This is a genomic window from Rhodovulum euryhalinum, assembly GCF_004342445.1.
Lineage (GTDB): Bacteria > Pseudomonadota > Alphaproteobacteria > Rhodobacterales > Rhodobacteraceae > Rhodovulum > Rhodovulum euryhalinum.
Map to the genome: position 1 here is coordinate 1 of NZ_SLWW01000013.1, position 25,076 is coordinate 25,076.

23 protein-coding genes are annotated in these 25,076 nt (G+C 68.1%); 9 read left to right on the plus strand and 14 right to left on the minus strand.

Annotated elements, in window-relative coordinates:
* Positions 1–166: 166 nt before the first annotated feature.
* The gene (hemB, locus tag EV655_RS14575; RefSeq protein ID WP_132546095.1) at positions 167–1,168 is read right to left on the minus strand and encodes a porphobilinogen synthase; all 1,002 of its coding nucleotides are present in this window, start codon (positions 1,166–1,168) and stop codon (positions 167–169) included.
* 117 nt (positions 1,169–1,285) lie between these two features.
* On the opposite strand from hemB, the gene EV655_RS14580 reads away from it, so the two are divergent.
* Together EV655_RS14580 and mfd are read left to right on the plus strand one after the other, a co-directional pair.
* Positions 1,286–1,813 carry a component of SufBCD complex gene (locus tag EV655_RS14580; protein WP_243645092.1) on the plus strand — a complete coding sequence of 176 codons (528 nt, stop codon included), beginning with the start codon at positions 1,286–1,288 and terminating at the stop codon, positions 1,811–1,813.
* A 32-nt stretch (positions 1,814–1,845) separates the two neighbouring features.
* On the plus strand, positions 1,846–5,289 hold the full coding sequence (gene mfd / locus EV655_RS14585; RefSeq protein WP_132546096.1) for a transcription-repair coupling factor: 3,444 nt from the start codon (positions 1,846–1,848) through the stop codon (positions 5,287–5,289).
* Positions 5,290–5,307: 18 nt separating this feature from the next.
* Here mfd and EV655_RS14590 read toward each other — a convergent pair whose 3' ends face one another.
* The 3 genes from EV655_RS14590 to EV655_RS14600 form a co-directional block, all read right to left on the minus strand.
* Complete coding sequence (locus tag EV655_RS14590) at positions 5,308–6,522, minus strand: multidrug effflux MFS transporter (RefSeq protein WP_132546097.1); 1,215 nt, start codon at positions 6,520–6,522, stop codon at positions 5,308–5,310.
* A gap of 79 nt (positions 6,523–6,601) precedes the next feature.
* Positions 6,602–7,252 (minus strand): DsbA family oxidoreductase, encoded by a 651-nt coding sequence (locus tag EV655_RS14595; protein ID WP_132546098.1) that lies wholly within the window; start codon positions 7,250–7,252, stop codon positions 6,602–6,604.
* The gene (locus tag EV655_RS14600) at positions 7,239–8,768 is read right to left on the minus strand and encodes a class I adenylate-forming enzyme family protein (RefSeq protein WP_132546099.1); all 1,530 of its coding nucleotides are present in this window, start codon (positions 8,766–8,768) and stop codon (positions 7,239–7,241) included. The genes EV655_RS14595 and EV655_RS14600 overlap by 14 nt, the downstream gene beginning before the upstream one ends.
* Positions 8,769–8,829: 61 nt before the next feature.
* On the opposite strand from EV655_RS14600, the gene EV655_RS14605 reads away from it, so the two are divergent.
* Positions 8,830–9,453 (plus strand): helix-turn-helix domain-containing protein, encoded by a 624-nt coding sequence (locus EV655_RS14605; RefSeq protein WP_132546100.1) that lies wholly within the window; start codon positions 8,830–8,832, stop codon positions 9,451–9,453.
* A 14-nt stretch (positions 9,454–9,467) separates the two neighbouring features.
* Here the strand turns inward: EV655_RS14605 and EV655_RS14610 are convergent, their stop codons facing one another.
* Both EV655_RS14610 and EV655_RS14615 read right to left on the minus strand, forming a co-directional pair.
* Positions 9,468–9,581 carry an entericidin A/B family lipoprotein gene (locus EV655_RS14610; RefSeq protein WP_132546101.1) on the minus strand — a complete coding sequence of 38 codons (114 nt, stop codon included), beginning with the start codon at positions 9,579–9,581 and terminating at the stop codon, positions 9,468–9,470.
* Positions 9,582–9,584: 3 nt separating this feature from the next.
* Positions 9,585–11,357, minus strand: a complete 1,773-nt coding sequence (locus EV655_RS14615; RefSeq protein ID WP_243645093.1) for an extracellular solute-binding protein — start codon at positions 11,355–11,357, stop codon at positions 9,585–9,587.
* A gap of 343 nt (positions 11,358–11,700) precedes the next feature.
* On the opposite strand from EV655_RS14615, the gene EV655_RS14620 reads away from it, so the two are divergent.
* Both EV655_RS14620 and EV655_RS14625 read left to right on the plus strand, forming a co-directional pair.
* Positions 11,701–12,474, plus strand: coding sequence for a 3-hydroxybutyrate dehydrogenase (locus tag EV655_RS14620; protein WP_132546103.1), 774 nt, complete (start codon positions 11,701–11,703; stop codon positions 12,472–12,474).
* A gap of 63 nt (positions 12,475–12,537) precedes the next feature.
* A complete protein-coding gene (locus tag EV655_RS14625; protein ID WP_132546104.1) occupies positions 12,538–13,575 on the plus strand; it encodes a patatin-like phospholipase family protein in 1,038 nt (345 codons plus the stop codon).
* A 211-nt stretch (positions 13,576–13,786) separates the two neighbouring features.
* On the opposite strand, the gene EV655_RS14630 is transcribed toward EV655_RS14625, so the two are convergent.
* Together EV655_RS14630 and EV655_RS14635 are read right to left on the minus strand one after the other, a co-directional pair.
* Positions 13,787–14,395, minus strand: coding sequence for a LysE/ArgO family amino acid transporter (locus tag EV655_RS14630; RefSeq protein ID WP_243645094.1), 609 nt, complete (start codon positions 14,393–14,395; stop codon positions 13,787–13,789).
* 10 nt (positions 14,396–14,405) lie between these two features.
* Complete coding sequence (locus EV655_RS14635; RefSeq protein ID WP_132546106.1) at positions 14,406–15,146, minus strand: DUF502 domain-containing protein; 741 nt, start codon at positions 15,144–15,146, stop codon at positions 14,406–14,408.
* A 527-nt stretch (positions 15,147–15,673) separates the two neighbouring features.
* On the opposite strand from EV655_RS14635, the gene rpsB reads away from it, so the two are divergent.
* Positions 15,674–16,444: a 30S ribosomal protein S2 gene (gene rpsB, locus EV655_RS14640; RefSeq protein WP_132546107.1), complete on the plus strand. Its 771-nt coding sequence runs from the start codon at positions 15,674–15,676 to the stop codon at positions 16,442–16,444.
* Between the two features lie 110 nt (positions 16,445–16,554).
* Positions 16,555–17,430: a translation elongation factor Ts gene (gene tsf, locus EV655_RS14645; protein ID WP_132546108.1), complete on the plus strand. Its 876-nt coding sequence runs from the start codon at positions 16,555–16,557 to the stop codon at positions 17,428–17,430.
* Between the two features lie 464 nt (positions 17,431–17,894).
* On the opposite strand, the gene EV655_RS14650 is transcribed toward tsf, so the two are convergent.
* Together EV655_RS14650 and EV655_RS14655 are read right to left on the minus strand one after the other, a co-directional pair.
* Positions 17,895–18,647, minus strand: coding sequence for a LuxR family transcriptional regulator (locus EV655_RS14650; RefSeq protein ID WP_132546109.1), 753 nt, complete (start codon positions 18,645–18,647; stop codon positions 17,895–17,897).
* A 702-nt stretch (positions 18,648–19,349) separates the two neighbouring features.
* The gene (locus EV655_RS14655) at positions 19,350–20,390 is read right to left on the minus strand and encodes an ATP-binding protein (protein ID WP_132546110.1); all 1,041 of its coding nucleotides are present in this window, start codon (positions 20,388–20,390) and stop codon (positions 19,350–19,352) included.
* 210 nt (positions 20,391–20,600) lie between these two features.
* Here EV655_RS14655 and EV655_RS14660 point away from each other — a divergent pair, with 210 nt between their 5' ends.
* The gene (locus EV655_RS14660; protein ID WP_132546111.1) at positions 20,601–20,981 is read left to right on the plus strand and encodes a hypothetical protein; all 381 of its coding nucleotides are present in this window, start codon (positions 20,601–20,603) and stop codon (positions 20,979–20,981) included.
* Here the strand turns inward: EV655_RS14660 and EV655_RS14665 are convergent.
* From EV655_RS14665 to EV655_RS14680, 4 genes are read right to left on the minus strand one after another with little or no spacing between them, the layout of a single operon-like run.
* Positions 20,978–22,156, minus strand: a complete 1,179-nt coding sequence (locus EV655_RS14665; protein WP_132546112.1) for a trans-sulfuration enzyme family protein — start codon at positions 22,154–22,156, stop codon at positions 20,978–20,980. The genes EV655_RS14660 and EV655_RS14665 overlap by 4 nt on opposite strands.
* A gap of 32 nt (positions 22,157–22,188) precedes the next feature.
* The gene (locus EV655_RS14670; protein WP_132546113.1) at positions 22,189–22,716 is read right to left on the minus strand and encodes a gamma carbonic anhydrase family protein; all 528 of its coding nucleotides are present in this window, start codon (positions 22,714–22,716) and stop codon (positions 22,189–22,191) included.
* Complete coding sequence (gmk, locus tag EV655_RS14675) at positions 22,713–23,360, minus strand: guanylate kinase (protein ID WP_132546114.1); 648 nt, start codon at positions 23,358–23,360, stop codon at positions 22,713–22,715. The genes EV655_RS14670 and gmk overlap by 4 nt, the downstream gene beginning before the upstream one ends.
* Positions 23,361–23,365: 5 nt before the next feature.
* Positions 23,366–24,265, minus strand: a complete 900-nt coding sequence (locus tag EV655_RS14680; RefSeq protein WP_341540304.1) for a YicC/YloC family endoribonuclease — start codon at positions 24,263–24,265, stop codon at positions 23,366–23,368.
* A 152-nt stretch (positions 24,266–24,417) separates the two neighbouring features.
* On the opposite strand from EV655_RS14680, the gene EV655_RS14685 reads away from it, so the two are divergent.
* Complete coding sequence (locus EV655_RS14685; protein ID WP_132546115.1) at positions 24,418–25,032, plus strand: PAS domain-containing protein; 615 nt, start codon at positions 24,418–24,420, stop codon at positions 25,030–25,032.
* Positions 25,033–25,076: the final 44 nt, after the last annotated feature.

The following is a 25,076-nucleotide window of genomic DNA, read 5'->3' on the forward strand; positions in this document are numbered from 1 at the left end:
CCTCCTCCCCGCTCCTTCCCCCCCGCCCCCCCCCCCGCGCCCCCCCCCCCCCGCCCCCCCGCCGCCCCCCCCCCCCCCCCCCCCCCCCCGGTCGGCCTGGCCAAGCCAGGCCGAACCCCGGTCCGCGCCGGTTTCCTTGCGATCGCTCCGGTCTGGCCGCGCGGCCTTATCCGCGGCGCAGGACCCTCGCGGCCTCGGGCGCGAAATAGGTGAGGATTCCGTCGCAGCCCGCGCGCCGGAAGGACAGCAGGCTTTCCATCATCACCTTCTCGCGGTCCAGCCAGCCGTTCTGCGCGGCCGCCATCAGCATCGCGTACTCGCCCGAGACCTGATAGGCGTAGGTCGGCGCACCGAAGGCGTCCTTCACCCGCCGGCAGATGTCGAGATAGGGCATGCCGGGCTTGACCATGACCATGTCGGCCCCTTCGGACAGGTCCCGCTCGATCAGCCGCAGCGCCTCGTCGGTATTGGCCGGATCCATCTGATAGGTCTTCTTGTCGCCCTTCAGCGCGCCCGATGCCCCCACCGCGTCGCGGAACGGCCCGTAGAAGGCGGACGCGTACTTCGCCGCGTAGGACATGATCGCCACGTCCGGATACCCGTTCTCCTCCAGCGCGCGGCGCATCGCGCCGATCCGCCCGTCCATCATGTCGGACGGGCCCAGGATGTCGGCCCCCGCCTCGGCCTGGGCCAGCGCCATCTTCACCAGCGCCTCGACCGTCTCGTCGTTGACGATGATCCCGTCGCGCACGATGCCGTCATGGCCGTTGGCGTTGTAGGGGTCGAGCGCGACATCGGTCATCACCGCGATCTCGGGCACCGCGGCCTTGATCGCGCGGATGGTGCGGTTCGACAGGTTTTCGGGGTTCCACGCCTCTTCGCACAACTCGGTCTTGAGCGCGGGGTCGGTATAGGGAAAGAGGCAGATCGCCGGGATGCCGAGGCCCGCGGCCTCCTCGGCGGCCTTCACCGCCAGGTCGATCGACCGGCGCACCACGCCGGGCATCGAGGGGATCGGCTCTTCCACGCCCTCGCCGTCGCGGATGAAGATCGGCCAGATCAGGTTGCCCACGCCCAAAGTGGTCTCGCAGGTCAGCGCGCGCAGCGCGGCGGTGCGGCGGGTGCGGCGCAGGCGCGTCATCGGGAACGGGGCGAGGGTGGGGCGCATGGCAACGGCTCCTTCAACATTTGCTGCGACTGGGTTACACGGATCGGATCGTACCTCAAGAGCGGGATTCGTCGCGAAGCGTGCCGCCCACCGGCCCGGAACGGAGAGACAGGCCCCTTGGACTGGAACCAGCAAGTCTTCGAGCTGATCGACATGCGGTCGTTCTCGAACCTCTGGTACTGGATCGCGCTTGCGGTGCTGTGGTCGACCTCCAGCCACTGGGTGCTGGGCGTACCCTTCGACCTGGTGCAGCGTGCCCGCCGAAAGGGCGGCGAGGCGGCCGAGGACGTGGCCGCCCTGGTGCGGATCAACGCGCGGCGCTACCTTTTCATCGCGCGGGTTTCGGGGCTGTGGATCACCGGGTTGACCGGATTCATCCTCAGCCTGCTGGCAAGCATCGGTTTCTTCTATGGCAACGAGTTCTGCCAGGCGGTGTTCCTGCTGGTCGCCCCGCTGACGCTGGTCGGGCTGTGGTCGGTGCGCACCGCGCGGGCCTATGAACAATACGCGCACGAGGGCGAGGCCCTGTACCGCCTGCTGAAATGGCATCGGCTGGGGGTGCAGCTTCTGGGCATCCTGTCGATCTTCGTGACTGCCATGTGGGGCATGTGGCAGAACATGGCGATCGGCGTGCTCGGCGGTTGACACGGCGCGCCCGGCGCGTATGTCCCGCCCCCATGGCAGACAATCTTCACATCACGGCGGGCGGTGCGCCCGAAGGCTTTGACGCCCGCCTGCTGGCCCGCGAGATCGCCAGGACCGGCCAGCCCGCGATTCATGTCGCGCGCGACGACAAGCGGCTGGCGGCGATGCGGGCGGCGCTTGGCTTTTTCGCGCCCGACACGGTGGTGCTGGATTTCCCCGCCTGGGACTGCCTGCCCTATGACCGCATGTCGCCCAATGCCGATGTCGAGGCGGCGCGCATGGCGACGCTGGCCGCGCTGGCGGCGGGGGTGCCGGGGCCGTTCGTCCTGCTGACGACGCTGAATGCCGCGACCCAGCGGCTGCCCGCGCGCGAGGTGCTGCGCGAGGCGTCCTTTACCGCGCGCGTCGGCACCCGCGTCGACGAGGCGGCGCTGCGCTCGTTCCTGGTGCGCATGGGCTTTTCCCAGGCTCCGACGGTGATGGAGCCCGGTGATTATGCCGTGCGCGGCGGCATCATCGACATCTATCCCCCGGGCGAGGCCGGGCCGGTCCGGCTGGACCTGTTCGGTGACGTGCTGGACGGCGCGCGCCGCTTCGACCCGGCGACGCAGCGGACCACCGAGAAACTGAAGACGGTCGAACTGGCGCCGGTCTCCGAGGTAATCCTGGACGACGCCGCGATCACCCGGTTCCGCCAGAACTATCGGATCGAATTCGGCGCCGCCGGCACCGACGATCCGCTGTACGAGGCCGTCAGCGCGGGGCGCAAGCATGCCGGGCTGGAACACTGGCTGCCTTTCTTCCACGACCGGCTGGAAACGCTGTTCGACTATCTGCCCGGGGCCAGCGTGTTCCTTGACGACCAGGTGACGCCCACCCGTCTGTCGCGCTGGGAGTCGATCGAGGACCAGTACCAGACACGGCGCGAGGCGATGGCGCAGAAGGGGCGCATCGACACGGTCTACAAACCCTGTCCGCCGGGGTTGATGTATCTCGACGACGCTGCCTGGGGGCAGGCCGTCGCGGGACACCGGGTGGTGCAGTTGAACCCGCTGCCGCAGGGCACCGGGCCCGGCGTGATCGACGCGGGGGGGCGGATCGGGCGCAATTTCGCCCCCGAGCGCAAGCTGGAACAGGTCAGTCTTTTCAGTGCCCTGAAGGATCATGTTCAGGTCCGGCGCCAGGAGGGCGCCGTTGTCGTCGCCTCCTATTCCGAAGGCGCGCGCGAGCGGCTGAAGGGATTGCTGGAGGACGAGGGCGTGGCCGACGCGCGCCTTGCCGCCGATATCCGCGACGTGACCGAGGGCCGCGGGCTCTACCTCACGGTCTGGGCGCTGGAGCATGGTTTCGAAGGGCCGGGGCTGACGGTCATCTCGGAACAGGACGTCCTCGGCGACCGGCTGATCCGTGCGCCCAAGAAACGGCGGAAGGCCGAGAATTTCCTGACCGAGGCGCAGGCGCTGTCCCCGGGCGATCTTGTGGTCCATGTGGAACATGGCGTGGGCCGTTACACCGGCCTCGTGACGATCACCGCCGCGGGCGCGCCGCATGAATGTCTGGCGCTGGAATATGCGGGCGGCGACCGGCTGTTCCTGCCGGTCGAGAACATCGAACTGCTGTCGCGCTATGGCCATGACGAGGGGTTGCTCGACAAGCTGGGCGGCGGCGCCTGGCAGGCCAAGAAGGCCAAGCTGAAGGCCCGCATCCGCGAGATCGCCGACCGGCTGATCCGGGTCGCCGCCGAACGCCATCTGCGCCACGCCCCGATCCTGGAACCCAGCCACCACATGTGGGAGGCGTTCTCGGCGCGGTTCCCCTATCAGGAAACCGACGACCAACTGGCCGCCATCGCGGACGTTCTGGGCGACATGGCTTCCGGCACGCCGATGGACCGGCTGATCTGCGGCGATGTCGGGTTCGGCAAGACCGAAGTCGCGATGCGTGCGGCCTTCGTGGCGGCGATGTCCGGCGTGCAGGTCGCGGTGATCGCGCCCACGACGCTGCTGGCGCGCCAGCACGCCAAGAACTTCATGGAACGGTTCCGCGGATTCCCGATCGAGGTGCGGCAATTGTCGCGCTTTGTCAGCCAGAAAGAGGCGGCGGCGACGCGGGCGGGGCTGGCGGACGGGACGGTCGATATCTGCATCGGCACCCACGCCCTGCTGGCCAAGGGCATAAGGCTGAAGAATCTCGGCCTTCTCATCATCGACGAAGAGCAGCATTTTGGCGTGAACCACAAGGAACGGCTGAAACAGTTGCGCACGGACGTCCATGTTCTGACGCTGACCGCGACGCCCATTCCGCGCACCTTGCAGATGAGCCTGACCGGCGTCCGCGACCTCTCGATCATCGGCACGCCCCCCGTCGACCGGCTGTCGATCCGGACCTATGTAAGCGAATTCGACACGATCACCGTGCGCGAGGCCCTGCTGCGCGAGCATTACCGCGGCGGGCAAAGCTTTTTCGTGGTCCCCCGGATCAAGGATCTGCCCGAGATGGAGGCGTTCCTGCGCGACCACGTCCCCGAGGTGTCGTTCGTGGTCGCCCACGGGCAGATGGCGGCGGGCGAACTCGACGACCGGATGAACGCCTTTTACGACGGAAAATACGACGTGCTGCTGGCCACGACCATCGTGGAATCCGGCCTCGACATCCCGACCGCGAACACCATGGTCATCCACCGCGCCGACATGTTCGGCCTGGCGCAGCTTTACCAGATCCGCGGCCGTGTGGGCCGGGCCAAGACGCGGGCCTATGCCTACCTGACGACGAAGCCCCGCGCGCCGCTGACGGCGCAGGCGCAAAAGCGGCTGCGGGTGCTGGGCTCGCTGGATACGCTTGGCGCAGGGTTCACGCTGGCCAGCCAGGATCTCGACATCCGCGGTGCGGGCAACCTGATCGGCGAGGAACAGTCGGGCCATGTGCGCGAGGTCGGCTTCGAGCTTTACCAGTCGATGCTGGAAGAGGCGATCGCCCGGATCAAGTCGGGCGAGCTTGACGGGCTGAGCGAGACCGACAGCGACTGGTCGCCCCAGATCAACCTGGGTGTGCCGGTTCTGATCCCCGAGGACTATGTGCCCGATCTGGACGTGCGCCTGGGCCTTTACAGGCGGCTCTCGGGGCTGGCGACCAAGGTTGAACTCGAAGGCTTTGCCGCCGAGTTGATCGACCGGTTCGGCAAGCTGCCGAAAGAGGTCAACACGCTGCTTCTGGTGGTGCGCATCAAGGCGATGTGCAAGCGCGCGGGCATCGCGCGGCTGGATGGCGGGCCCAAGGGCGCCACGATCCAGTTCTGGGGCGACAAGTTCGCGAACCCCGCCGGGCTGGTCGAGTTCATCCAGGGCCAGAACGGGCTGGCCAAGGTCAAGGACAACAGGATCGTGATCCGCCGCGACTGGACCAGGGACAGCGACAGGATCAAGGGCGCCTTCGGGATCGCGCGGGATCTGGCGGAGAAGGTGAAAGGCGCGGCGTAAGGGTTCGGCCGGAACGCCCTAGCGTTCAGGCAGCCGCCGCATCAGCAGGACCGCCGCCGTCACCGCCAGCACCACGCCCGCCGCCAGCGGCCGCGGCGTGCCGTCGAAGGCCTGCCCGACCGGCGACGCCAGAATGGCCGACATCACCGTGGCAAGCGCCCCGATGATCGAGGCGGCCATCCCTGCGATGTGGCCCAAGGGCTCCATCGCCAGCGCGTTCAGGTTGCCGATGGTCAGTCCCAGCATCCCGAACAGCGTGATCGCCCACAGGATGAAGGTCGCGAACTCTGCGCCCGGCGGCAGGATGCCGCCCCAGAACAGCCCCGCCATCACCGCCGACAGCACCATCTGCCCGGTCAGCGTGACCCGCACCAGGAACCGCATCCCCAGCCGCCCCACCAGCATCGCGTTGGTAAAGCTTGCACTGCCCGCAATGACCGCGATCAGGCCGAACCACAGCGGGAAACTGTCGCCGCGCCCGAAATGGATGTCGAAGACCTGCTGGATCGAGGTCAGCATCATGAACAGCACCGAAAAGATCAGCGTCTGCACCAGGACCGCGATCCGCGCGACCGGATCGGCAAAGACCTCGCGCGCGGCCTCGATCAGGGGGCCGGGCTTCAGCGGGCGCCGCCGGGCGGGCGGCAGGGTCTCGGGCTGGCGCAGCGCGTACCAGCCGATCGAGATCGCCGAGAAGACCAGAAAGGCCGCGAAGATCGCCCGCCAGCCCGCCAGCGCGATGATGCCCGCGCCCACCAGGGGCGCTATGGCCGGCAACAGCGTGAAGATCATCATCACGAAGGACACGATCCGTGCCATGTCGCGCCCGGCATAGAGGTCGCGGATCACCGCCAGCGCCACCACCCGCGGCGCCGCGGCACCCAGCCCCTGCAACACCCGGCCCATCAGCATCGTTTCCAGCGTCTGGCCCGTCCCCGCGATCAGCGCCCCGGCAAGGTAGAGCACGGCGCCGCCGAGGATCACCCGCTTGCGCCCGAAGCTGTCCGAGAGGGGGCCCGCGATCAGCGTGCCCATCCCCATCCCCCCCACAAAGGCGGTGACCACGAATTGCGCGTGGTTCAGGTTGGCGGGCGTCAGTTCGGCGCCGATCTCGGGCAGGGCGGGCAGCATCGCGTCGATGGAAAACGCCACCGTCGCGAACAGCAGCGCCATCATCGCGATGAATTCGGGACGCGACAGCCGCCGTGCCCGGGTGATGTCCGCCTGTGTCATGGGGGCCTCCGGTTGCATCCCCCTCTTGCGACAGATCGCCCGGGGGTGCCAGCCGATAAATCCGCGCCGCGCCCGTGCCCTAGTGCAGGGGACCCGTGTCCGGGTCGCCCGCCAGTTCGGCGATCACCTGCAGCCACAGCGCGGTGGGCTGGGCGCCCACCAGCACATGGCGGTCGGCCACGATGAAGGTGGGCACGCCGGTCACGCCGCGCGCACGGGCATGGGCGTCGCGGTTGCGCATCTCGTCCAGATCGGCGTCCGAGGCCAGAAGGCGCGCGACCATCGCGCGGTCCATGCCGGCGCCCGCGGCGATGTCGGCCAGGACGTCCGGATCGCCGATATCGCGCCCCTCCAGGAAATAGGCAGCGAAAAGACCATCCACGGCCGCCGCCTGCCGGTGCTCGATCCCCGCCCAGTGAATCAGGCGGTGCGCGTCCAGCGTGTTGGGCGTGCGCGCGATCGCGGCAAGGTTCAGCTCGATGCCGGCCACGCGGGCCTTTTCGTCGATCTCGGCATAGACGCGCACGGCCTCGATCTGCCCGCCGAACTTGGCCTCGAGATAGGCGCGCCGGTCCATGCCGCCGCGCGGCATGTCGGGGTTCAACTGGAACGGGTGCCAGGCGATGGTAAAGGGATGATCGGGCCGCTCGGCCAGCGCGTTGTCCAGCAGCCGCTTGCCGATCAGGCACCAGGGGCAGATCGGATCGGCGAAGATATCAAGCCGGACCATGGGCCGCCTCGTAACTCGCGCGGATCAGCCGCCGGTTCAGCTTGCCGTTCGGGTTCTTCGGCAACTCGTCCATGTGGATGTAAAGCCGCGGCTGCTTGTAGCGCGCCAGCCGTTCGGCGGCAAAGGCGGCAAGCTCGTCCTCGGGCACCGGCTCGCCGGTGTAGAAGGCCGCGATCACCGAGGTGTCGGCCCGGATCGCGATCTCGGTCGCGGCGACCTCGTGCACGCGCGGATGTTCGGTCAGCGCGCGCTCGACCTCCAGCGGCGATACCCGCACGCCGCCCGCGTTCAGCATGTCGTCGGACCGGCCCAGATAGGTGATCGCGCCGTCCTCGGCCATCTCGACCATGTCGCCGGTCAGGAACCATTCGCCATGGAACCGCGCGGCGGTTTCCGCCTCGGCCTTGAGATAACCCAGCATCAGGCCCGGATCGCGGCGCGACACGGCCAATTGCCCCGGCTGGCCCCGGCTGACGGGCGCGAGATCCTCGCCCAGCACGGCCACCCGGCGGCCCGGCTGCGGATAGCCCGAGGCGGGCAGGGGGGCGGGGCGGGCAGGCGCACCCGAGATGAAGGTCGAGCACTCCGACATGCCCAGCGCCTCGTAGACCATGGTGCCCGTCGTCTCGGCCCAGGCGGCCCGCGTCGCCTCGGGCATCTTTTCGCCCGCCGACAGACCATGGCGCAGCACGGGCAGCACGACATGGGGGAACTCGCGCAGCATCTGGCGGTAGACGCCCGGCGCCGCGGCAAAGATCGTCGCGTCGAACCGTCTCAGCAGCAGCGGCAATTGCGCGGGCCGAACGCCGGGCGCGGGGATCAGCGCGGTCGCACCCATGGACCAGGGATCAAGCAAGCCGGTGCCCAGCGTGTAGGTCCAGTTGAACGCGCCCGCATGCAGCAGCCGGTCGTCTTGCGTCAGGCCATACCAGCCGTCCCACATCATCCGCCGCGCCCAGACCGCGCGATGCGCATGGATCACCCCGCGCGGATTGCCCGAGGTGCCCGACGTGTAGACGACATAGGCGGGCCGGTCCGGGTCGCCCAGGACATAATCGGCGGGCGTGTGCTCGTAGAAGATGCGCTGTGCGTCCAGGTCCAGGACGGGGGCGGCACAGTCTCCGGGCAGGGCGATGCCCGGACCGGCAAGGATCACCGCGGGCTCGATCTCGCGGGCAAGCTTCGTGATCTCGGGCACGGTCAGCAGCGCCGAGGTGGGCACCGGCACCAGCCCCGCGGCGATCGCCCCCAGATAGCCGATCGGGAACTCGACCCCGTTGCCAAGGCGCAGCAGGACCCGCGCCCCGGGCGCAAGGCCCATCGCGGACAGGCCCGCGGCAAGGCCGCGCACGGCGGCCTCAAGCCGGCCATAGCTCCAGCGTTCGGCGCCATGCGGGCCGATCACCGCCAGCGCGACCTTTTCGGGCGTGCGCGCGGCCGGGGCCAGCACATAGGCGGCCAGGTTGAAGGGGGCGGGGCAGGGGACCGGGGCCCCTTCGTCGTAGATCGCTTGCATGGGGCGCGTGCTAGCCCTGCTGCCTTGCGGTTGCAAGGGGCTGGGACTAAGAGCGATCGGGATGGAACGCGCGCGCGAACACGAGTTGATCCGGATCGAGCGGGCCGATGGCCAGGACGACGCGCCCGAGCCTCTGGACCTGGGCCAGAGGGTGCGGGAATTGCGCACCGCGCATGGCTGGACACTGGAACAGGCCGCGCAGCGGGCTGGGCTTGCGCGGTCCACCCTGTCGAAGATCGAGAACGACCAGATGTCACCCACCTACGAGGCGCTGAAGAAGCTGGCCACCGGGCTGGGCGTGTCGGTGCCGCAGCTTTTCACGCCGATGCGCGGGGGCGGGGCAGGCGGGCGGATGGCGGTCACCCGCATGGGCGAGGGTGCGGCACAGGCCACCGCCACCTATGAACACGAACTGATGGCCGGGGCCCTGGTGCGCAAGCGCATGCTGCCCTACCGCACGCGGATCCGCGCCCGCGACATTGCCGAGTTCGACGGCTGGGTGCGCCACGACGGCGAGGAATTCCTGTACGTCCTGACCGGCGTGATCCGGCTTTACACGGAGCTTTATGCGCCGGTCGAGATGCGCCGGGGCGACAGCGCCTATTACGACGCGACGATGGGGCACAACGTGATCTCGGTCAGCCAGGAGGATGCGACGATCCTGTGGGTGACCGCACTGGAGTAAGGCCGGGGCCCGGCTCAGAACGCGTTGCGGACCGCCCGTGCCCCGGACGAGATATCCTCGCCCATGCCCTCGATCGTGCCGCACCCCGCGAGCGCCAGAAGGGTCAGGACAAGCAGCATTCGGATCATGGCTTACCTCTTCTCGGACCACCAGATATCGGGCAGGAATCCGATCCAGTCCCCATATATCGGAAGTGTCTCGGGATAGCGCAGCGTCGCGCGATGTGCAATCAGCGCGGTCGGCGCATACCAGATCGGGATCACGTAGCGTCCCGTCGTCAGCACGCGGTCCAGCGCGCGGGTGGCGGCGACGAAATCCTCGCGGGTTTCCGCCGTCAAGAGCGCGTCGATCATCGCCTCGGCCGCGGGGCTGGCCATGCCCATCAGGTTGCGCGTGCCGGGCCGGGTCACGCCCTCGGCCCCCCAGTAAAGCCGCTGCTCGTTGCCGGGCGAAAGCGACAGCGCGATGGTGTAGAAGGTCATGTCGAAATCGTAGGCATCCGTCCGTTCGGTATATTGCGCGCTGTCGACAGCCGTCACGCGGACCGCGACGCCCAGCCGCTTCAGCTCCTCGACGAAGATGTCGACGATCTTCTGCGCCTCGGTCGCGCCCTGGCGCAGCAGGATCTCGAAGCTGAGGGGCGCCCCGTCCGCGTTGCGCAGCACGCCCGCATCATCCACCCGCCAGCCCGCCGCGTCGAGCCGGGCGAAGGCCGCGCGCAGGTTCTGGCGGTTCGACGGGCGCCCGTCCGCGACGGGCAGGGCATACCCCTCGATCGCACCGGGCAGCAGGTCGTCGGCGAAGGGGGCCAGCAACTCGCGCACCCGGCCCTCGGCGAGCCCCGGCCGCATGGCAAGCTCGGAGTTCGCGTAATACGAGGTGATCCTGGGCGCCGTGCCGCCGGTCAGCACCTCGCTTACGCGTTCGAAGTTGAACGCATGCAGCAGCGCGTCGCGCACCCGCCAGTCGGCGAAGACCGGGCTGCGTGTGTTCATCACCAGCCCCACCATCCCGGTCGGGCGCCGGTGCGCGATCTCCGATTTCACGATCTCGCCCGAGGCCACCGCGGGAAAGTCATACGATTCGGCCCATTTCACCGCGCTCGTTTCGCGGAAGACGTCGATCGCACCGCCGCGGAACGCCTCGAACAGCACGTCACCATCACCGAAGAACTCATAGCGGATCTCGTCGAAATTGTGCTGGCCACGGTTCAGCGGCAGATCGCGCCCCCACCAGTCGGGATCCTTGTGCAGCACCATAAACCGGCCCGGCTCGTAATCCGCGATCACGTAGGGGCCGGACCCCACCGGCGGCTCCAGCCCGCTTGCGGCGAAGTCGCGCCCCTCCCATTGCGCCTTCTTCAGCACCGGGCGCAGGCCAAGGATCAGCGGCAGTTCGCGGTCGGGGCTGCTGAAGGTGAACCGGACGGTGCGGGGTCCGGTGGCCTCTGCCGTTGCCACCTTGTCCCAGGCGCCGCGGTACCGGGGGTGGCCCTGGCGGCCCAGGGTTTCGAATGACCAGAGCACGTCCTCGACCGTGACGGGGCTGCCATCCGAGAATCGGGCGGCCTCGCGCAGGGTGAATTCGACCCAGCCGCGGTCCGGTCCGGTCTCGACCGATTCGGCCAGCAGACCGTAGAGCGTGAAGGGTTCGTCCCAGGACCGGCCCATAAGGGTTTCGTAGCCGAGGCTGCGCAGCCCCCAGGGCGCGGTCCCCTTCAGGATGAAAGGATTGAGGCTGTCAAAGCCGCCCGCCTCGCCCAGCACGATCCGGCCGCCCCGGGGCGCGTCGGGGTTCACATAGGGCAGCGACACAAAATCCGGTGGAAGCGCGGGGGCGCCGTACATAGCGATGCCATGGGCGGGCTCGGCCGCGACCGGTCCGGCCAGGCCGATCATTGCCATGGCGGCCGCAGCGACGCGCACGCGGAGGTAGTTTTCCGGTCTCATTTCGGCAACAATCCTGCTCGGTGCACCGTTCTGGTTTGGTCCGAACCCTAGGCGGGTCGACCAAGTTTTTCAAACTTTTAGCTTGGACCCCGGCGGCGGATTGCGTATAAAGGGACCACTGCTCGATAGGTTTCTTGCCTGTATGAAACCTGCCTCAATAACTTAACGCCCGCCTCGTGCGGGCGTTTTTTTTGGCTTCGCAGGCCGGTCGTTCGGGGATTCGCTTTGGGTGCTTTCCCGTCGGCGGCGCGGCCTGTAGGCTCCTTCGCATCCGCAGCATGACATCGCGAGGGACCCCATGTCGCTATCCGGAAAGACCGCCATCGTGACCGGCTCCAATTCGGGGATCGGGCTTGGAATCGCCCACGAGCTTGCCCGGGCCGGGGCCGACGTGGTGCTGAACTCGTTCACCGACCGGGACGAGGATCATGCGCTGGCGGCCGAACTGTCGCAACAGCACGGGGTGAATGTCCGCTACATCAGGGCCGACATGTCGAGCGCCGAGGAATGTCGCGCGCTGATCGCACAGGCCGGGGCCTGCGATGTCCTGGTGAACAATGCCGGCATCCAGCACGTGGCCGCGGTCGAGGCCTTTCCGGTGGAGAAGTGGAACGCGATCATCGCGATCAACCTGTCGTCCGCGTTCCACACCACCGCGGCCGCGCTGCCGATGATGCGCAAGGCGGGCTGGGGGCGGATCGTCAACATCGCCTCGGCGCACGGGCTGACCGCCAGCCCCTACAAATCGGCCTATATCGCGGCCAAGCACGGCATCGTCGGGCTGACCAAGACCGTGGCGCTGGAAACCGCCGAAGAGGCCATCACCTGCAACGCGATCTGCCCGGGCTATGTCCTGACCCCGCTGGTCGAGGCGCAGATCCCCGACCAGATGAAGGCCCACGACATGGACCGCGACACCGTGGTGCGCGAGGTGATGCTGGCCCGCCAGCCGTCGAAGCAGTTCGCGACGGTCGAGCAGATCGGCGGCACGACGGTGTTCCTGTGCTCGGACGCGGCCGCGCAGATCACCGGCACCACGATCAGCGTCGATGGTGGATGGACGGCGCTGTAGGGCGCGAAGGGGCGCGGCCGGCCGCAACCTGACATCCTTCTCCCAGCCTAGGAGTGCGTGCCCATGACCCCCATCCGGATCAACCTTGCGCTTCAGGGCGGCGGCGCGCATGGCGCCTTTACCTGGGGCGTGCTCGACCGGCTGCTTGACGAGCCGTGGATCGAGATCGCCGGGATCTCGGGCACCTCGGCGGGCGCGCTGAACGGCGCCGCACTCAAGGCCGGGCTGGTGGCGGGCGGGACCGAGGGGGCGCGCGCGGCCCTTGACCGGCTCTGGGCGCAGGTGGGCGCGGTGGGCGATCTGCGGCTGACGCACTGGATGGCGGCCTTCACCCCCGGGGCGGGGACGGTGGCGCGGATGCTGGAGGCCGCGCTGCCCTGGTCGCTGACCGATGCGGCGACCCGGATGGTCAGCCCCTATGCCTACGGCCCCTTCTACCGCAACCCGCTCGAGCGCGTGGTCGAGGGGTTCGACTACGACCGGGTCTGCGCCTGTGACCCGCCCGCGCTGTTCGTCGGCGCGACCAATGTCCGGACCGGCAAGGTGAGGATCTTCGAGGGACGCGCGATCACCACCGAGGCAATCCTCGCCTCGGCCTGCCTGCCCACCCTGTTCCAGGCGGTCGAGGTCACCGATCCCGACACCGGCGAGACCGAGGCCTACTGGGATGGCGGCTTCACCGGCAACCCCGCGCTGTTTCCGCTGTTCGCCGATGATCTGCCCGAGGATATCGTCGTGGTCTCGATCAACCCGCTGGAACGTGCCGAGGTGCCGGTCACGGGACAGGAGATCCAGAACCGGATCAACGAGATCAGCTTCAACGCCTCGATGCTGCGCGAGTTGCGGTCGATCCAGATGGTGAAGGATCTGATCGCCGCGGGGCGGCTGGAACGCGGCACGATGAAGGATCTGCGCGTGCACATGATCGCCGATGACGCGCTGATGCGGCAGTTGAACGTCGCGACCAAGCTGGTGCCGAACCCGGTGGTGCTGGACGAGTTGAAACGCGCGGGGCGCGCGGCGGCCGCGCGGTTCCTGGTCGAGGCCGCGCCGCAACTGGGCCGCGCGGCGACGGTCGATCTGCACAGGCTTTGCGACTAGCAACCGGGCGTGCGCCCGGTCGATGCGCCGGAATGACAGTCTGGGGGATGACCGGTTTCGCCCTGGCTGGCGCCCGGGCGACCCGCGCGGGGGGCGCTGCCCCCCGCGACCCCCGGAGTATTTCCGCCAAGAAGAAGGGCGAACCGGTCTGCTTTTCGCCGACGGTCTCCCCTTTGCGGGGTCCATCGGGCGAGGGAGCCGGGCCGCCGGGTCAAAGCGACAGGACAAGGCCCGCCGCGATCGTCCACATCACGACGCCGATCCCGAGATCGAGCACGCGCCAGGCGCGCGGGCTTGCCATCACCGGGGCCAGCAGGCGCGCGCCGTAGCCGAGGGCGAAGAAGAAGACGAAGGAGGCCGCGACCGCGCCCAATCCGAAGGCCATCCGGTCCGCGCCCGGGGCGAACCGCATCGAGACTGCGCCGATCAGCGCCAGCGTGTCGAGATAGACATGCGGGTTGAGCCAGGTTATCGCCGCGGCCGTGCCCAGCACCGCCCAGACCGATCCGCCCCGGCCATCGGCGGCCAGGGCGTGCCCGCCGCGCAGGGCGGCGCGGATCCGCAGCGCGCCGTAGGCCAGCAGGAAGGCCGCGCCCCCCAGCGTCAGGGCGGTGGGCAGCCATGGCGCGGCCCGGGCGAGCGTGCCGAACCCTGCCACCCCGGCCGCGATCAGCGCCGCGTCCGAGAGCGCGCAGAACAGGCAGAGCGCAAAGACATGGCGTTGCATCAGCCCCTGGCGCAGCACGAAGGCATTCTGTGCGCCGATCGCGAGGATCAGCGACAGCGAGGTGGCAAAGCCGGTCAGTGCCGGGCCGGTCAAGCGCGCGGTCTCAGGCGCCGATCTTTTCGCGCAGCGCGACATCCGGCAGCGGGCCGGGCGCGGGGATGGCCCGTTCGTCGGGCGAGACGAGACCGGCCGAGATGATCAGCTTGGCCGCTTCCTCGACCGTCATCTCGAGTTCGATCACGTCGCTTTGCGGCACGAACAGCAGGAAACCCGAGGTCGGGTTGGGCGTGGTCGGCAGGAAGACCGACAGCATCTGTTCGTCGCGGGGGATGCGGCGGTTCACCTCGCCCTTGGTCCGGGTCGAGACGAAGGCGATCGCCCAGACCCCCTTGCGCGGGTATTCCACGAGGCAGGCGCGGTCAAAGCTGGTCCCGGACTGGGCGAAGACCGTCTCGGCGATCTGCTTGAGCCCGTTGTAGATCGAGCGGACCACCGGCATGCGGCCCACCAGGCGTTCGCCCCACGCGATGAAAGAGCGCCCGATCAGGCCCTTGGCCAGCCAGCCCACGACCAGGGTGAACAGCAGGAAGAAGATGACGCCGAGACCGCGGATGTCGATGCCGATATACTGCTCGGGCTGGAACTTGCTGGGCACCAGCGGCAGCACGAAGCCGTCGATCCAGCCGGTGACGGTCCAGATCAGCCAGACGGTAAGGCCGACCGGCGCGATGACCACGAGGCCGGCGAGGAAGTTGTTCCGGATCCGCGCGAGAAGCGAGCGTCCGATATGGCGCGGATGGCCCTCGGACGGCTCGGACTGGTGGTGGTCGTGCTTCTCGAACATTCCCGTCTTTTCCTGACCCGTCGTCCCCTGGTCGGACCAAAGCTAGGCGCGGCCCGGCGCCTCTACAATAGCCGTCCCCGGTGCAGTCGCCGATTCCCGCGTTCCCGGGCGGGTTTCGCGGCAGGGCAGCGTCCGGACTGCCCGGTTTGACGGCACGGGGCCCGTCCGGCACAGGCATGGGCCGGATACGCGCGGTTCGACGAGATGAAGGCCCTCACCCCGCCAGATTGACGATCCGCGGTGATGCGACTCGCGGTGGACCGGGCAAGGCCGCCGCGGCGGGGGCGGTGCCCATGACCGCCACCTGTCGCACCACGCCGGGGACAATGCTTGGCCTTGATGCCCTCCAATTCGGGTGTTTCGGCCTCGATACGGGGCAGGGGGCTTGTGCCGGGGCGGAAAACGGGCTATTCGCGCGCCACTTCACAGGCGGGGTTGGGCCGGTCGGGGAGACATCCCGTCCCGGTCCGCCGGTTGGGCAACATGCCCTTTGCCCCCGCCGAGGCGCAAACCGGAAAGGACACGACATGGCGCTCCCCGATTTCTCGATGCGTCAGCTTCTGGAAGCTGGCGTTCACTTCGGTCACCAGACCCAGCGGTGGAATCCCCGCATGGGCGAATACATCTATGGCGACCGCAACGGTATCCACATCATCGACCTGACGCAGACGGTCCCGATGCTGGACGCCGCGCTGAACGTGATCCGCGAGACCGTTGCCAAGAACGGCCGCATCCTCTTCGTCGGCACCAAGCGGCAGGCGCAGAAGCCGATCGCCGATGCCGCCGAGCGTTGCGCGCAGTACTACATGAACCACCGCTGGCTGGGCGGCACGCTGACCAACTGGAAGACCGTTTCCCAGTCGATCAAGCGGCTGAACGAGATCGACGAGCGGATGGCCAACGGCGCCGAAGGCCTGACCAAGAAGGAACGGCTGGGCATGGAGCGTGAGCAGGCCAAGCTGCAGGCCTCGCTTGGCGGTATCCGCGAGATGGGCGGCCTGCCGGACCTGCTGTTCATCATCGACGTGGGCAAGGAAGATCTCGCCATCCTCGAGGCCCGCAAGCTGGGCATCCCGGTCGTGGCAGTGGTCGACACCAACTGCTCGCCCGCGGGGGTGGATTATGTGATTCCGGGCAATGACGACGCGGCGCGCGCGATCCAGCTGTATTGCGACCTTGCGGCCCGCGCGGCCCTGGACGGAATGAGCGCCCAGATGGATGCCGCCGGCGTCGATATCGGCGCGCTGGAAGAGGCGCCGGTCGAAGAGCTTGTGGCCGAGGAACCGGCCGAGGCCTGATCCCCGCGGATCGCAGGTCCGGCCCCCCGGACCCGATGTCACGGGATTGATACCGGGCGCGGATATCGCCGCGCCCGGAACTTCATTCGATAATCGAGGAGAGCCGAGCCATGGCAATCACGGCTAGCATGGTGAAAGACCTGCGCGACAGGACCGGCGCGGGCATGATGGACGCCAAGAAGGCGCTGACCGAGACGAACGGCGACATGGACGCCGCCATCGACTGGCTGCGCACCAAGGGGCTGGCGAAGGCTGCCAAGAAGTCGGGCCGCACCGCCGCCGAGGGCCTGGTAGCCGTCGCGGTCGAGGGCGGCACGGGCGTCGCCGTCGAGGTGAACTCTGAAACCGATTTCGTCGCCAAGAACGCAGACTTCCAGGAGATGGTCGGCGGGATCGTCGCCGCAGCGATGGGCGCGGCCGATATCGAGGCGCTGAACGCGGCCGATCTGGGCGGCAAGAGCGTGGCCGACACGATCACCGACAAGATCGCGACGATCGGCGAGAATATGACGCTGCGCCGGATGGCCCGGATCGAGGGCGAGACTGTCGTCAGCTACATCCATAACGCCGCCACCTCGGGGATGGGCAAGATCGGCGTGCTGGTGGCGATGACCGGCGGCGACGAGGCGTTCGGCAAGCAGGTCGCGATGCACGTGGCCGCGGCGAACCCCGCCTCGCTGGGGGCCGACGATCTTGACCCCGCCGTGGTCGAGAAGGAACGTCAGGTCCAGATCGAGATTGCCCGCGAAAGCGGCAAGCCCGAAGCGGTGATCGAAAAGATGATCGAGGGCCGGATGAAGAAGTTCCTGTCCGAGGTGACGCTGCTCGGCCAGGCCTTCGTGCTGAACCCCGACATCACCGTCGAGGCCGCCGCGAAAGAGGCGGGCGCCACGATCACCGGCTTTGTCCGGCTCGAGGTGGGCGAAGGCATCGAGAAGGAAGAGGAGGATTTCGCCGCCGAGGTCGCCAAGGCGGCACGGGGCTGATCCGTCGGCCGGCCGTACCGGCCGGCGCGCGACATCTGCCGGGGGCGGTTCGGGCAGGGGCCCGGGCCGCCCTTCGGCATTGACGCACCATGATCTTGCGGATGCACAACGGACCCTGCGCAGCTGCGGCGGCACGCTGTGCCCGACACAAAAAGAGGCGGTGCGACCACCCCTTGGCCGCACCGCCCCTAACTTCCCACGTCCCCCCAGAAGAGGTCAAACCGCGCGAAGTGGTTCGCACGGCCCGACCGACTATAGGCCGATCCGTACGAGTCCCGGCGATCCGGGGAACGGCCTCGCCAACGAAATTCCGTGGTCGCGACCGTCCGTCAGTTCCCTGGCCCAAGGCCACCACTCACGGAACAAGCGGAATATTGCCGATTTACGCTTGGTCAGGAAAGTAGGGGAATCCTTACTCGAACCGCGCGGGCCGACACCATCAGTCAGCTGGCGAATCGGCAGTGTCAGCCGCTGGCGCTGAAGATCTGGTTCTGGAACCACGCCTTGAGCACGGCCTGGGCGGTGGTTTCGACATCCAGGGTCTCGCGGGCGAGGCGCAGGTGCTTTTCCACCGTGGCCGGTGTCACGCCGAGGATCGTCGCGATGTCCTGCGCGGTCTTGCCATCGCCCACCCATTCCAGAACCTCGCGCTGGCGCGGAGTCAGCGGCGGGCGGGTCGAGTGATAGGGCAGGTTCTGCACCTTCAGGTGCATGACTTCGTTCATCAGCAGGATCTCGGTCCCGTGCTGCGCCCACACGCTGTCCACCTCGTCTTGGCTGACCCCGGCGCGGGCCACCAGCCCGATCGCCCCCCGCGAGCGCACGGAAATGTCACGGAAAGCAATGGTATAACCCGCGAACAAGCCCATCGAGCGGTTGTATTCCAAGACCCGTTCCTCGGCCGGGGTCAATTCGCCCCGGGCGTGGCGTTCGGAAAGTTCGCGCCAGCTGCACACGCCCTCGTTCTGGTTCGCCCAGCGCACCATCGGCGCGTCGCGGTACATTTCCTTGTCGACAAAGGTTCGGATGTATTCCGGGCAAAGGTTCGACAGGACGAACAGATCGTCCCGATCCCCCAGGGAATTGGCCGAGCGGAAGCGAGTGAAACCGTAGATCAGCCGGTCGAAGCCGTATTCGGCCATCCGTTTCGTGTGATACGACCAGAGCTGTTCAACGCTCTGCGCCGCGACGATGGTCCGAAGATGGTCGAACGGCATGGCGCCTCCATGGCTCGGGGTGGCCGCTTGCGCGGTACAGCCGCGGCATCGGCGCGGTTCCCCAAATCAATGGAAATGTTTACGCCACGACATGCCCTCATGTCGAGGGGATGTGCCATTCCGGGCCGTGGGGCGTGCCGTGATCAAGGCCGGTGCCATGGACGCGCAGGATGTCATCGCAGGCTGCGTGCGGGTTCTCAGAAATGACACGCAGGCCGTTGCCCTGATGCGTTTTTTCGGATTTCTTCCGGCAATGCTGGCCGGGCGTGCCGCAGGGCCAGGTTCGTCCGATCCGAGACGCCGGCACCGGCTGGCTTTCATATCAGTATTTACATAATACTGATTATCGGACGAATATATGTTCGCTGGCGAACGTTAAGTGTCTGGAAAGCATGATCGCTTAGGATCGCCGCCGGTGCGCCAACGAAGGAGACCCGCCATGGGGTCCATCTTGAACACTGCCCTTTCGGGCCCGGCATGCTGTGACGACTTAGGGACATGCCGTGCCGATCGCCGGTCTGACGCCGAAGAAATGGACGTGCTGCAACTTTCGCCCGTGGCCATCGTGCGGGCCGAGATGCTGGCCGCGGTCGACGAGTTGCTGGAAACCTTTCGTGTCCGCGGCTAGGCCCGGCTGACGCAAAGGCTGCGCCCCTGACCGTTCCCGTGCACGCGGTGTCGCACGGATGTCGCGTTCGTGCGTCAAGCCACCGGCAACATGACCGAAAAGGTGCTGCCTTGGCCTGGCGTGCTCTCGATGCGAAACCGGCCGCGATGGCGGTTCACGATATGCTTGACGATGGCAAGCCCAAGCCCCGTGCCGCCCATCTCGCGCGAGCGGTGGGAGTCGACCCGATAGAACCGTTCCGTCAATCGCGGGATGTGAACGGGATCAAAACCCTCGCCCCGGTCGATCACGTCGATCCGCACCCCGGGGCCGCGAAAGGCCAGTTCGCGTTCCGACGTGGTCAACACCACGCGCAGGCTGCCGCCGGTGCCGCCATATTTCAGGCCATTCTCTATAAGGTTGTGGAACACCTGGGTCAGCTGGTCCGAGTCGCCCAGCACATGCACCGCGATATCGGCCCCTTCGAGGGTCATCTCGACGCCCGACTCCGCGGCAAGCGGCCGCAGGGTCTGGACCGAGCTGCGCAGCAGCGCCGAGACGTCCACCCGCGCGTCGGGCCGCACCCGTTCTTCGGCCTCGACCCGGCTCAGCGACAGCAGATCGCTGACCAGCCGGCTCATCCGCTTGGCCTCGCGCCCCATGATCTCGAGAAAGCGCCCGCGGGCCGCCGCATCGTCGCGGGCGGGGCCCTGCAAGGTCTCGATGAAGCCCAGCAGCGCGGTCAGCGGAGTCTTCAATTCGTGGCTTACATTGGCAACGAAATCGCGGCGGATCTGGCCCATCTGCTCGCGCTCGGTAACGTCGGTGAAAACCACCACAACCCCTTGTCCCCCATCGGTTCCCAGCGGGCTGGCGACCACCTCGTAAGTGGCCTCGCGGGCCATGTCGGTCGTCAGATAGCGCACCCTGCGCGCCTGCCGCAGCCGCAGTGCCTCCTCGACGCAGTCGAGCAGCGCCGGCTGGCGCAAGACGGTGATGTAGTGCCGGCCGGTTCCGGCCGCGCCGAACATCGCCGAGGCGGGCGCGTTCATCGCGTTCACCCGCTCCTCGCGGTCGATGAGCACGACCGGCAGCGGCACGCCCGCGATGATCGAAGGCACGAGATTGACTGGCATCGACGGGGCGCTCCGGACGGGGACAAGTGGTCTTCCTATGCGAAATGGACCCAACGTCAATCAAGGTGCAATGTGATCGGGATTTGCCTGTGCCCCGGATTCGCCATATAAAGTCAGGGAAACCTGTCTTTTAAGTCAGGTTGACAACCTGAGATTGATTCGCGGCGTGACTTCGTACCGAGGCGCCGCCCAGCGGAGCGGCAAATAGAAATGGAGCAGCAACGCCATCTCCTTCCCGATGCCTCGGTCTGCCCGCCGATTGCGCCGTCCCTTGCGCTTCTGGTCGGGTTCCAGAGGAACGAGCATCCAGAGCTGTGCATGCCCTTTTCAGGCGCGCGATGCGAGACCCTGCCCTACGCGCTTCTGCATGCGGCGCTTGCCTGCGCCCCATGGGCTGAATACGTGGTCTCGCCATTGGTAAGCGACCAGTTCGATGCCCTCGACCTTGCCGCGCAATTGTCGCTTGCCGGTTATCGTGGCCGCTATGTCGTGGTCACGCCGCCGCTGCCCGCACCGAACGTGATCCGCCAGGAACTCGAACAGCTTTGCCCCGGCCTGAAGGTCGAACTGATCCCGCGGGCGCGGATCTAGGCGGCTGCGGCGACGCCGCGGGCCATCTCCTCGATCAGGGTCTCTGCGGGCTCGACGCCCACCGACACGCGGAACATTCCCTCGGTGATCCCCAGTGCCGCGCGTGCATCCGGGGACAGCGCCCGGTGTGACGAGGACGCCGGATGCGACAGGGTCGTCGCGATATCGCCCAGCGTCGGGGCGAAGGCGATGGCCGGGCAGGCCCGGGCAAAGGCATTGGCCGCAGCGCGCCCGCCCGCCAGATCGAAACTCAGCATGTTGCCGAACCGCCCGTCCAGAAGCGTGCGCGCCCGGTCGTGATCCGGGTGATCCGCCCGGCCCGGATACAGCACCCGCCGGACCCCCGGCAGCCCGGCCAGGTGATCGGCCAGCCGGGCGGCGGTCGCCTGGGCGCGGTCATGGCGCAGCTCGAACGACAGAAGCCCGCGCTCGGCCAGCCAGCAGTCGAAGGGGCTGGGAGTCATCCCCCAGGTGGCGGCGGCAACCCGCAGCGCCCCGGCCAGTGCCGGATCGCGCGCGGCGACATAGCCAAGGGTCGCGTCGGCATGCCCCGCCAGCAGCTTGGTCACCGAATGAATCACGATGTCGGCGCCATGCTCGAACGGCCGCAAGGTGCGCGGCGTGGTAAAGGTGTTGTCGACGGCCAGCAGGACTCCGCGCGCACGCGCCACCCGCGCGATGCCTTCAAGGTCCGCCACCCGCAGCGTCGGGTTCGAGACCGTCTCGATCAGGATCAGCCGCGTCTCGGGGCGCAGCGCCGCCGCGACCGCCGCCGCATCGGTCGGATCGGCAAAGGACGCGGCGATGCCGAAACGCGGCAGATCCTCGGTCAGCATCCTCAGACTGCGGCCGTAAAGCTGGTTGCCCCCCAGCACATGATCGCCCGCCCTCAGCGCGGCCAGCATGGCGATTCCGACCGCCGCCATGCCCGACCCGGTGACAACGCCCCCGTCGGCCCCCTCCAGCCCGTCGATCATCCGGCCCAGCACCTCGGCATTGGGATGGCCCTCGCGGGCATAGGCATAGCCGCGCGTCCGCCCCTCGTATTGCGCATCCAGCGCATCGGGGTCGGCGGCGGCATAGACCACCGAGGGCTGCAGCGGCGTCGCCACCGGGCGCGATGCGCTTTCGGGCCAGGGCTGGCGGCGGGCGGGAACATGGGGGGCGTCGGACATCGGGCGGCGGGGCTCCCTTGGAAAGGCCTGCCTCAGGCGACCGTCAGGCCGGCGCGGAAGCGGCGCATGTTCTGCTGATAGTTCCGGGCCGACACGCGCAGGGACTCGATGGCGGCCTCGTCGAGCTGGCGCACCACCTTGCCCGGGCTGCCCATCACCAGGCTGCCATCGGGGATCTCCTTGCCCTCGGTGACCAGCGCGCAGGCCCCGATCAGGCAGTTCCGGCCGATCTTCGCCCCGTTCAGGATGGTGGCCCCCATGCCGACCAGTGTGTTCTCGCCGATCGTGCAGCCGTGCAGCATCGCCTTGTGACCGATGGTGCAGCCCGGCCCGATGACCAGCGGAAAGCCCATGTCGGTATGGCAGACCACATTTTCCTGCAGGTTCGTCCCCGCCCCCACCGTTATCGGCTCGTTGTCGCCCCTCAGCGTCGCGCCGAACCAGATGCCCACCCCGCTTTCGAGGATGACCTTGCCGATCACGTTGGCATCCGGGGCGACCCAGACATCGCCGTCGGCAGGCAGGGTCGGCGCGATCCCGTCGAGGGCATAAAGGGTCATGGCAGGGCCTCGAATTCGGCCTGAAGCGCGCGCACATGGGCCGTCAGGCCCGGCTGCTGGCTGCGCCGCAGGCGGGTTGCGGTCAGGATGGTCTTGAGCTTGTCCTCGGTCGCGTCGAGGTCGTCGTTCACCAGCACGAAATCGTAGCCGTCCCAGTGGCTGATCTCGTCCCAACTCTTCTGCATCCGCTTGGCGATGGTCTCGGGCGTGTCCTGCCCGCGGCTGACCAGCCGGCGGCGCAACTCGGCGATCGAGGGCGGCAGCAGGAAGATCGACAAGGTGTGCTGGCCGAGCGAGGAGTTGCGGATCTGCTGCGCCCCCTGCCAGTCGATGTCGAACAGCACGTCGCGCCCCGCCTCGATGGCCGCGCGCACCGGCGCCTCGGGCGAGCCGTAGAAATTGCCGAAGACATAGGCATGCTCCAGCATCGCACCCTTGGCGACCTCGGCCTTGAAGGCGGGTTCGGTCAGGAAATGGTAGTCCCTGCCGTCCTCCTCGCCCGGCCGGGGCGGGCGCGTGGTGGCCGAGACGGAAAACACGATCCCGGGATCCCAGTCGCGCAGCCGGCGCGCCAGCGTCGACTTGCCCGCGCCCGAGGGCGAGGAGAGGATGATCAGCAGGCCGCGCCGTTGTTGCTGCCCCATGCCCCCTACTCCACGTTCTGGACCTGCTCGCGCATCTGGTCGATGACGTGCTTGAGGTCAAGCCCGATGCGGGTCAGCGGCGTGGATTGCGATTTCGAGCACAGCGTGTTGGCCTCGCGGTTGAACTCCTGCATCAGGAAGTCGAGCTTGCGGCCCACGGGCCCGTCGGCGTCCAGCAGCGCGCGCGCCGCCTCGACATGGGCGGCCAGCCGGTCAAGCTCCTCGCGCACATCGGCCTTGACCGCGATCAGCGCCAGTTCCTGCGCCACCCGGTCCGGATCGGCGCCATCGGAATTGCCCAGCACGCGGGAAAGGTTCGTGCGCAGCGTCTCGGCCATCTGGCCGCGCCGCGCCTCGGCCTCTTCGGCGGCGGACCCGATCAGTTCGGCGATCTGGGCAAGGTGGTCGCGCAAGACCGCGCCCAGTGCCTCGCCCTCGGCGGCGCGCATCGTGACGAACGCGTCGATCAGCGCGTCCAGATCGGCCAGCAGGGCTGTGACAAGCGCCTCGGTCTCGGCTTCGGGAAGCGTGGTGTCGGCGACGCCGCGCATGCCCAGGATATCGGCCGCCGTGGGCACGGCAAGCCGCAGATCGTGCTCGGCCGCCGCCGCCTCGACCTGCTTGAGCATGACGATCGCCGAATCAAGCGCACGCGGATCCAGCACCGCAGCCCCCGCCCCACCGGCCTCGCGCACAAGCTTGACCCCCAGCGTCAGGCTGCCGCGCGCGATGCGCGCCTGCACCGCCGCGCGGGCGGACTGTTCAAGCCCCGGCAACCAGTCGGGCAACCGCAGGCGCAGGTCGAACCCCTTGCCGTTGACGCCCCGGAGTTCCCAGGTCCAGCCATGGCCGTGGCCCTGCCCGCCGCGCGCGGCGAAGGCGGTCATCGAGTTAGGCATCGTCATTAACCATCGGTAAAGACTTTCCTCTCGCTCGTGGCTTTTTTGTGGCATTGTTTGGACGTGGGGCTGTTCCGGACTATCACTTCCCGCAAGAGGCGACAACGCCCGCCGCAGGGAACAACGGACAGCCGGTTTGGTGTGACCGGGGTGACGAGATGTCTGAGAACGACAAGGGTCTGCGGGCAGCGGTGATCGCGCTGGCGGGGTATCGTGGAGGAAACGGCCTCGCGCCGCTCGACGCGATCGAGGCCTATTGGCGCGAGCAACTGGAGTCCCGCGGCGTGGCGCCCAGCCGTGCCGAACTGGACCCGCGCGGGTTTTCCAAGGCGCTGACGAACTGCTTCATCGCCGAGGCGATCACGCCGCGGCATCTGCGCCTGCGCCTGACCGGCCAGCACCTGAGCGAGGTCATGGGCATGGACATGCGGGGCATGCCGCTCTCGGCGCTGATCCTGCCCGACTCGCGGCCGCATCTGGAACAACTGATCGCCGAGGCGCTGGCCGGGCCGGCCCGGCCGACACGGATCAACATCTTCGCACCGCCCCGCTTCGGCCAGCCGGCGCTTTACGGCGGCATGGTGCTGCTGCCGCTGAGGAACGAACCCGGGGCACCGCAGCGCATGCTGGGCGCCTTCGCGACGGTCGGCAAGCAGGGCCGCGCGCCGCGCCGCTTCCGCATTCTGGGTGCGGGCGCCGAGAACCGCCCGGCGATCGCCCCCGGACGCCCGGTTCTGCAAGTGATCGAGGGCGGCCTTTCGGAACGCGTCTGACGCGGGCCGTTCCGGATTGCCCATGAAAAAAGGCGGCCGTGCCG

What these genes read in the sequence shown, in the direction of transcription:
- EV655_RS14660 (WP_132546111.1), top strand. Translation starts at nt 20,601, where the DNA reads ATGGAGCAGCAACGCCATCTCCTTCCCGATGCCTCGGTCTGCCCGCCG.
- EV655_RS14635 (WP_132546106.1), bottom strand. Translation starts at nt 15,146, where the DNA reads ATGTTCGAGAAGCACGACCACCACCAGTCCGAGCCGTCCGAGGGCCAT.
- EV655_RS14665 (WP_132546112.1), bottom strand. Translation starts at nt 22,156, where the DNA reads ATGTCCGACGCCCCCCATGTTCCCGCCCGCCGCCAGCCCTGGCCCGAA.
- EV655_RS14595 (WP_132546098.1), bottom strand. Translation starts at nt 7,252, where the DNA reads ATGGTCCGGCTTGATATCTTCGCCGATCCGATCTGCCCCTGGTGCCTG.
- rpsB (WP_132546107.1), top strand. Translation starts at nt 15,674, where the DNA reads ATGGCGCTCCCCGATTTCTCGATGCGTCAGCTTCTGGAAGCTGGCGTT.
- EV655_RS14650 (WP_132546109.1), bottom strand. Translation starts at nt 18,647, where the DNA reads ATGCCGTTCGACCATCTTCGGACCATCGTCGCGGCGCAGAGCGTTGAA.
- EV655_RS14590 (WP_132546097.1), bottom strand. Translation starts at nt 6,522, where the DNA reads ATGACACAGGCGGACATCACCCGGGCACGGCGGCTGTCGCGTCCCGAA.
- EV655_RS14625 (WP_132546104.1), top strand. Translation starts at nt 12,538, where the DNA reads ATGACCCCCATCCGGATCAACCTTGCGCTTCAGGGCGGCGGCGCGCAT.
- tsf (WP_132546108.1), top strand. Translation starts at nt 16,555, where the DNA reads ATGGCAATCACGGCTAGCATGGTGAAAGACCTGCGCGACAGGACCGGC.
- EV655_RS14680 (WP_341540304.1), bottom strand. Translation starts at nt 24,265, where the DNA reads ATGACGATGCCTAACTCGATGACCGCCTTCGCCGCGCGCGGCGGGCAG.
- EV655_RS14600 (WP_132546099.1), bottom strand. Translation starts at nt 8,768, where the DNA reads ATGCAAGCGATCTACGACGAAGGGGCCCCGGTCCCCTGCCCCGCCCCC.
- EV655_RS14655 (WP_132546110.1), bottom strand. Translation starts at nt 20,390, where the DNA reads ATGCCAGTCAATCTCGTGCCTTCGATCATCGCGGGCGTGCCGCTGCCG.
- EV655_RS14685 (WP_132546115.1), top strand. Translation starts at nt 24,418, where the DNA reads ATGTCTGAGAACGACAAGGGTCTGCGGGCAGCGGTGATCGCGCTGGCG.
- EV655_RS14670 (WP_132546113.1), bottom strand. Translation starts at nt 22,716, where the DNA reads ATGACCCTTTATGCCCTCGACGGGATCGCGCCGACCCTGCCTGCCGAC.
- EV655_RS14610 (WP_132546101.1), bottom strand. Translation starts at nt 9,581, where the DNA reads ATGATCCGAATGCTGCTTGTCCTGACCCTTCTGGCGCTCGCGGGGTGC.
- EV655_RS14605 (WP_132546100.1), top strand. Translation starts at nt 8,830, where the DNA reads ATGGAACGCGCGCGCGAACACGAGTTGATCCGGATCGAGCGGGCCGAT.
- EV655_RS14620 (WP_132546103.1), top strand. Translation starts at nt 11,701, where the DNA reads ATGTCGCTATCCGGAAAGACCGCCATCGTGACCGGCTCCAATTCGGGG.
- hemB (WP_132546095.1), bottom strand. Translation starts at nt 1,168, where the DNA reads ATGCGCCCCACCCTCGCCCCGTTCCCGATGACGCGCCTGCGCCGCACC.
- mfd (WP_132546096.1), top strand. Translation starts at nt 1,846, where the DNA reads ATGGCAGACAATCTTCACATCACGGCGGGCGGTGCGCCCGAAGGCTTT.
- EV655_RS14615 (WP_243645093.1), bottom strand. Translation starts at nt 11,357, where the DNA reads ATGGCAATGATCGGCCTGGCCGGACCGGTCGCGGCCGAGCCCGCCCAT.
- gmk (WP_132546114.1), bottom strand. Translation starts at nt 23,360, where the DNA reads ATGGGGCAGCAACAACGGCGCGGCCTGCTGATCATCCTCTCCTCGCCC.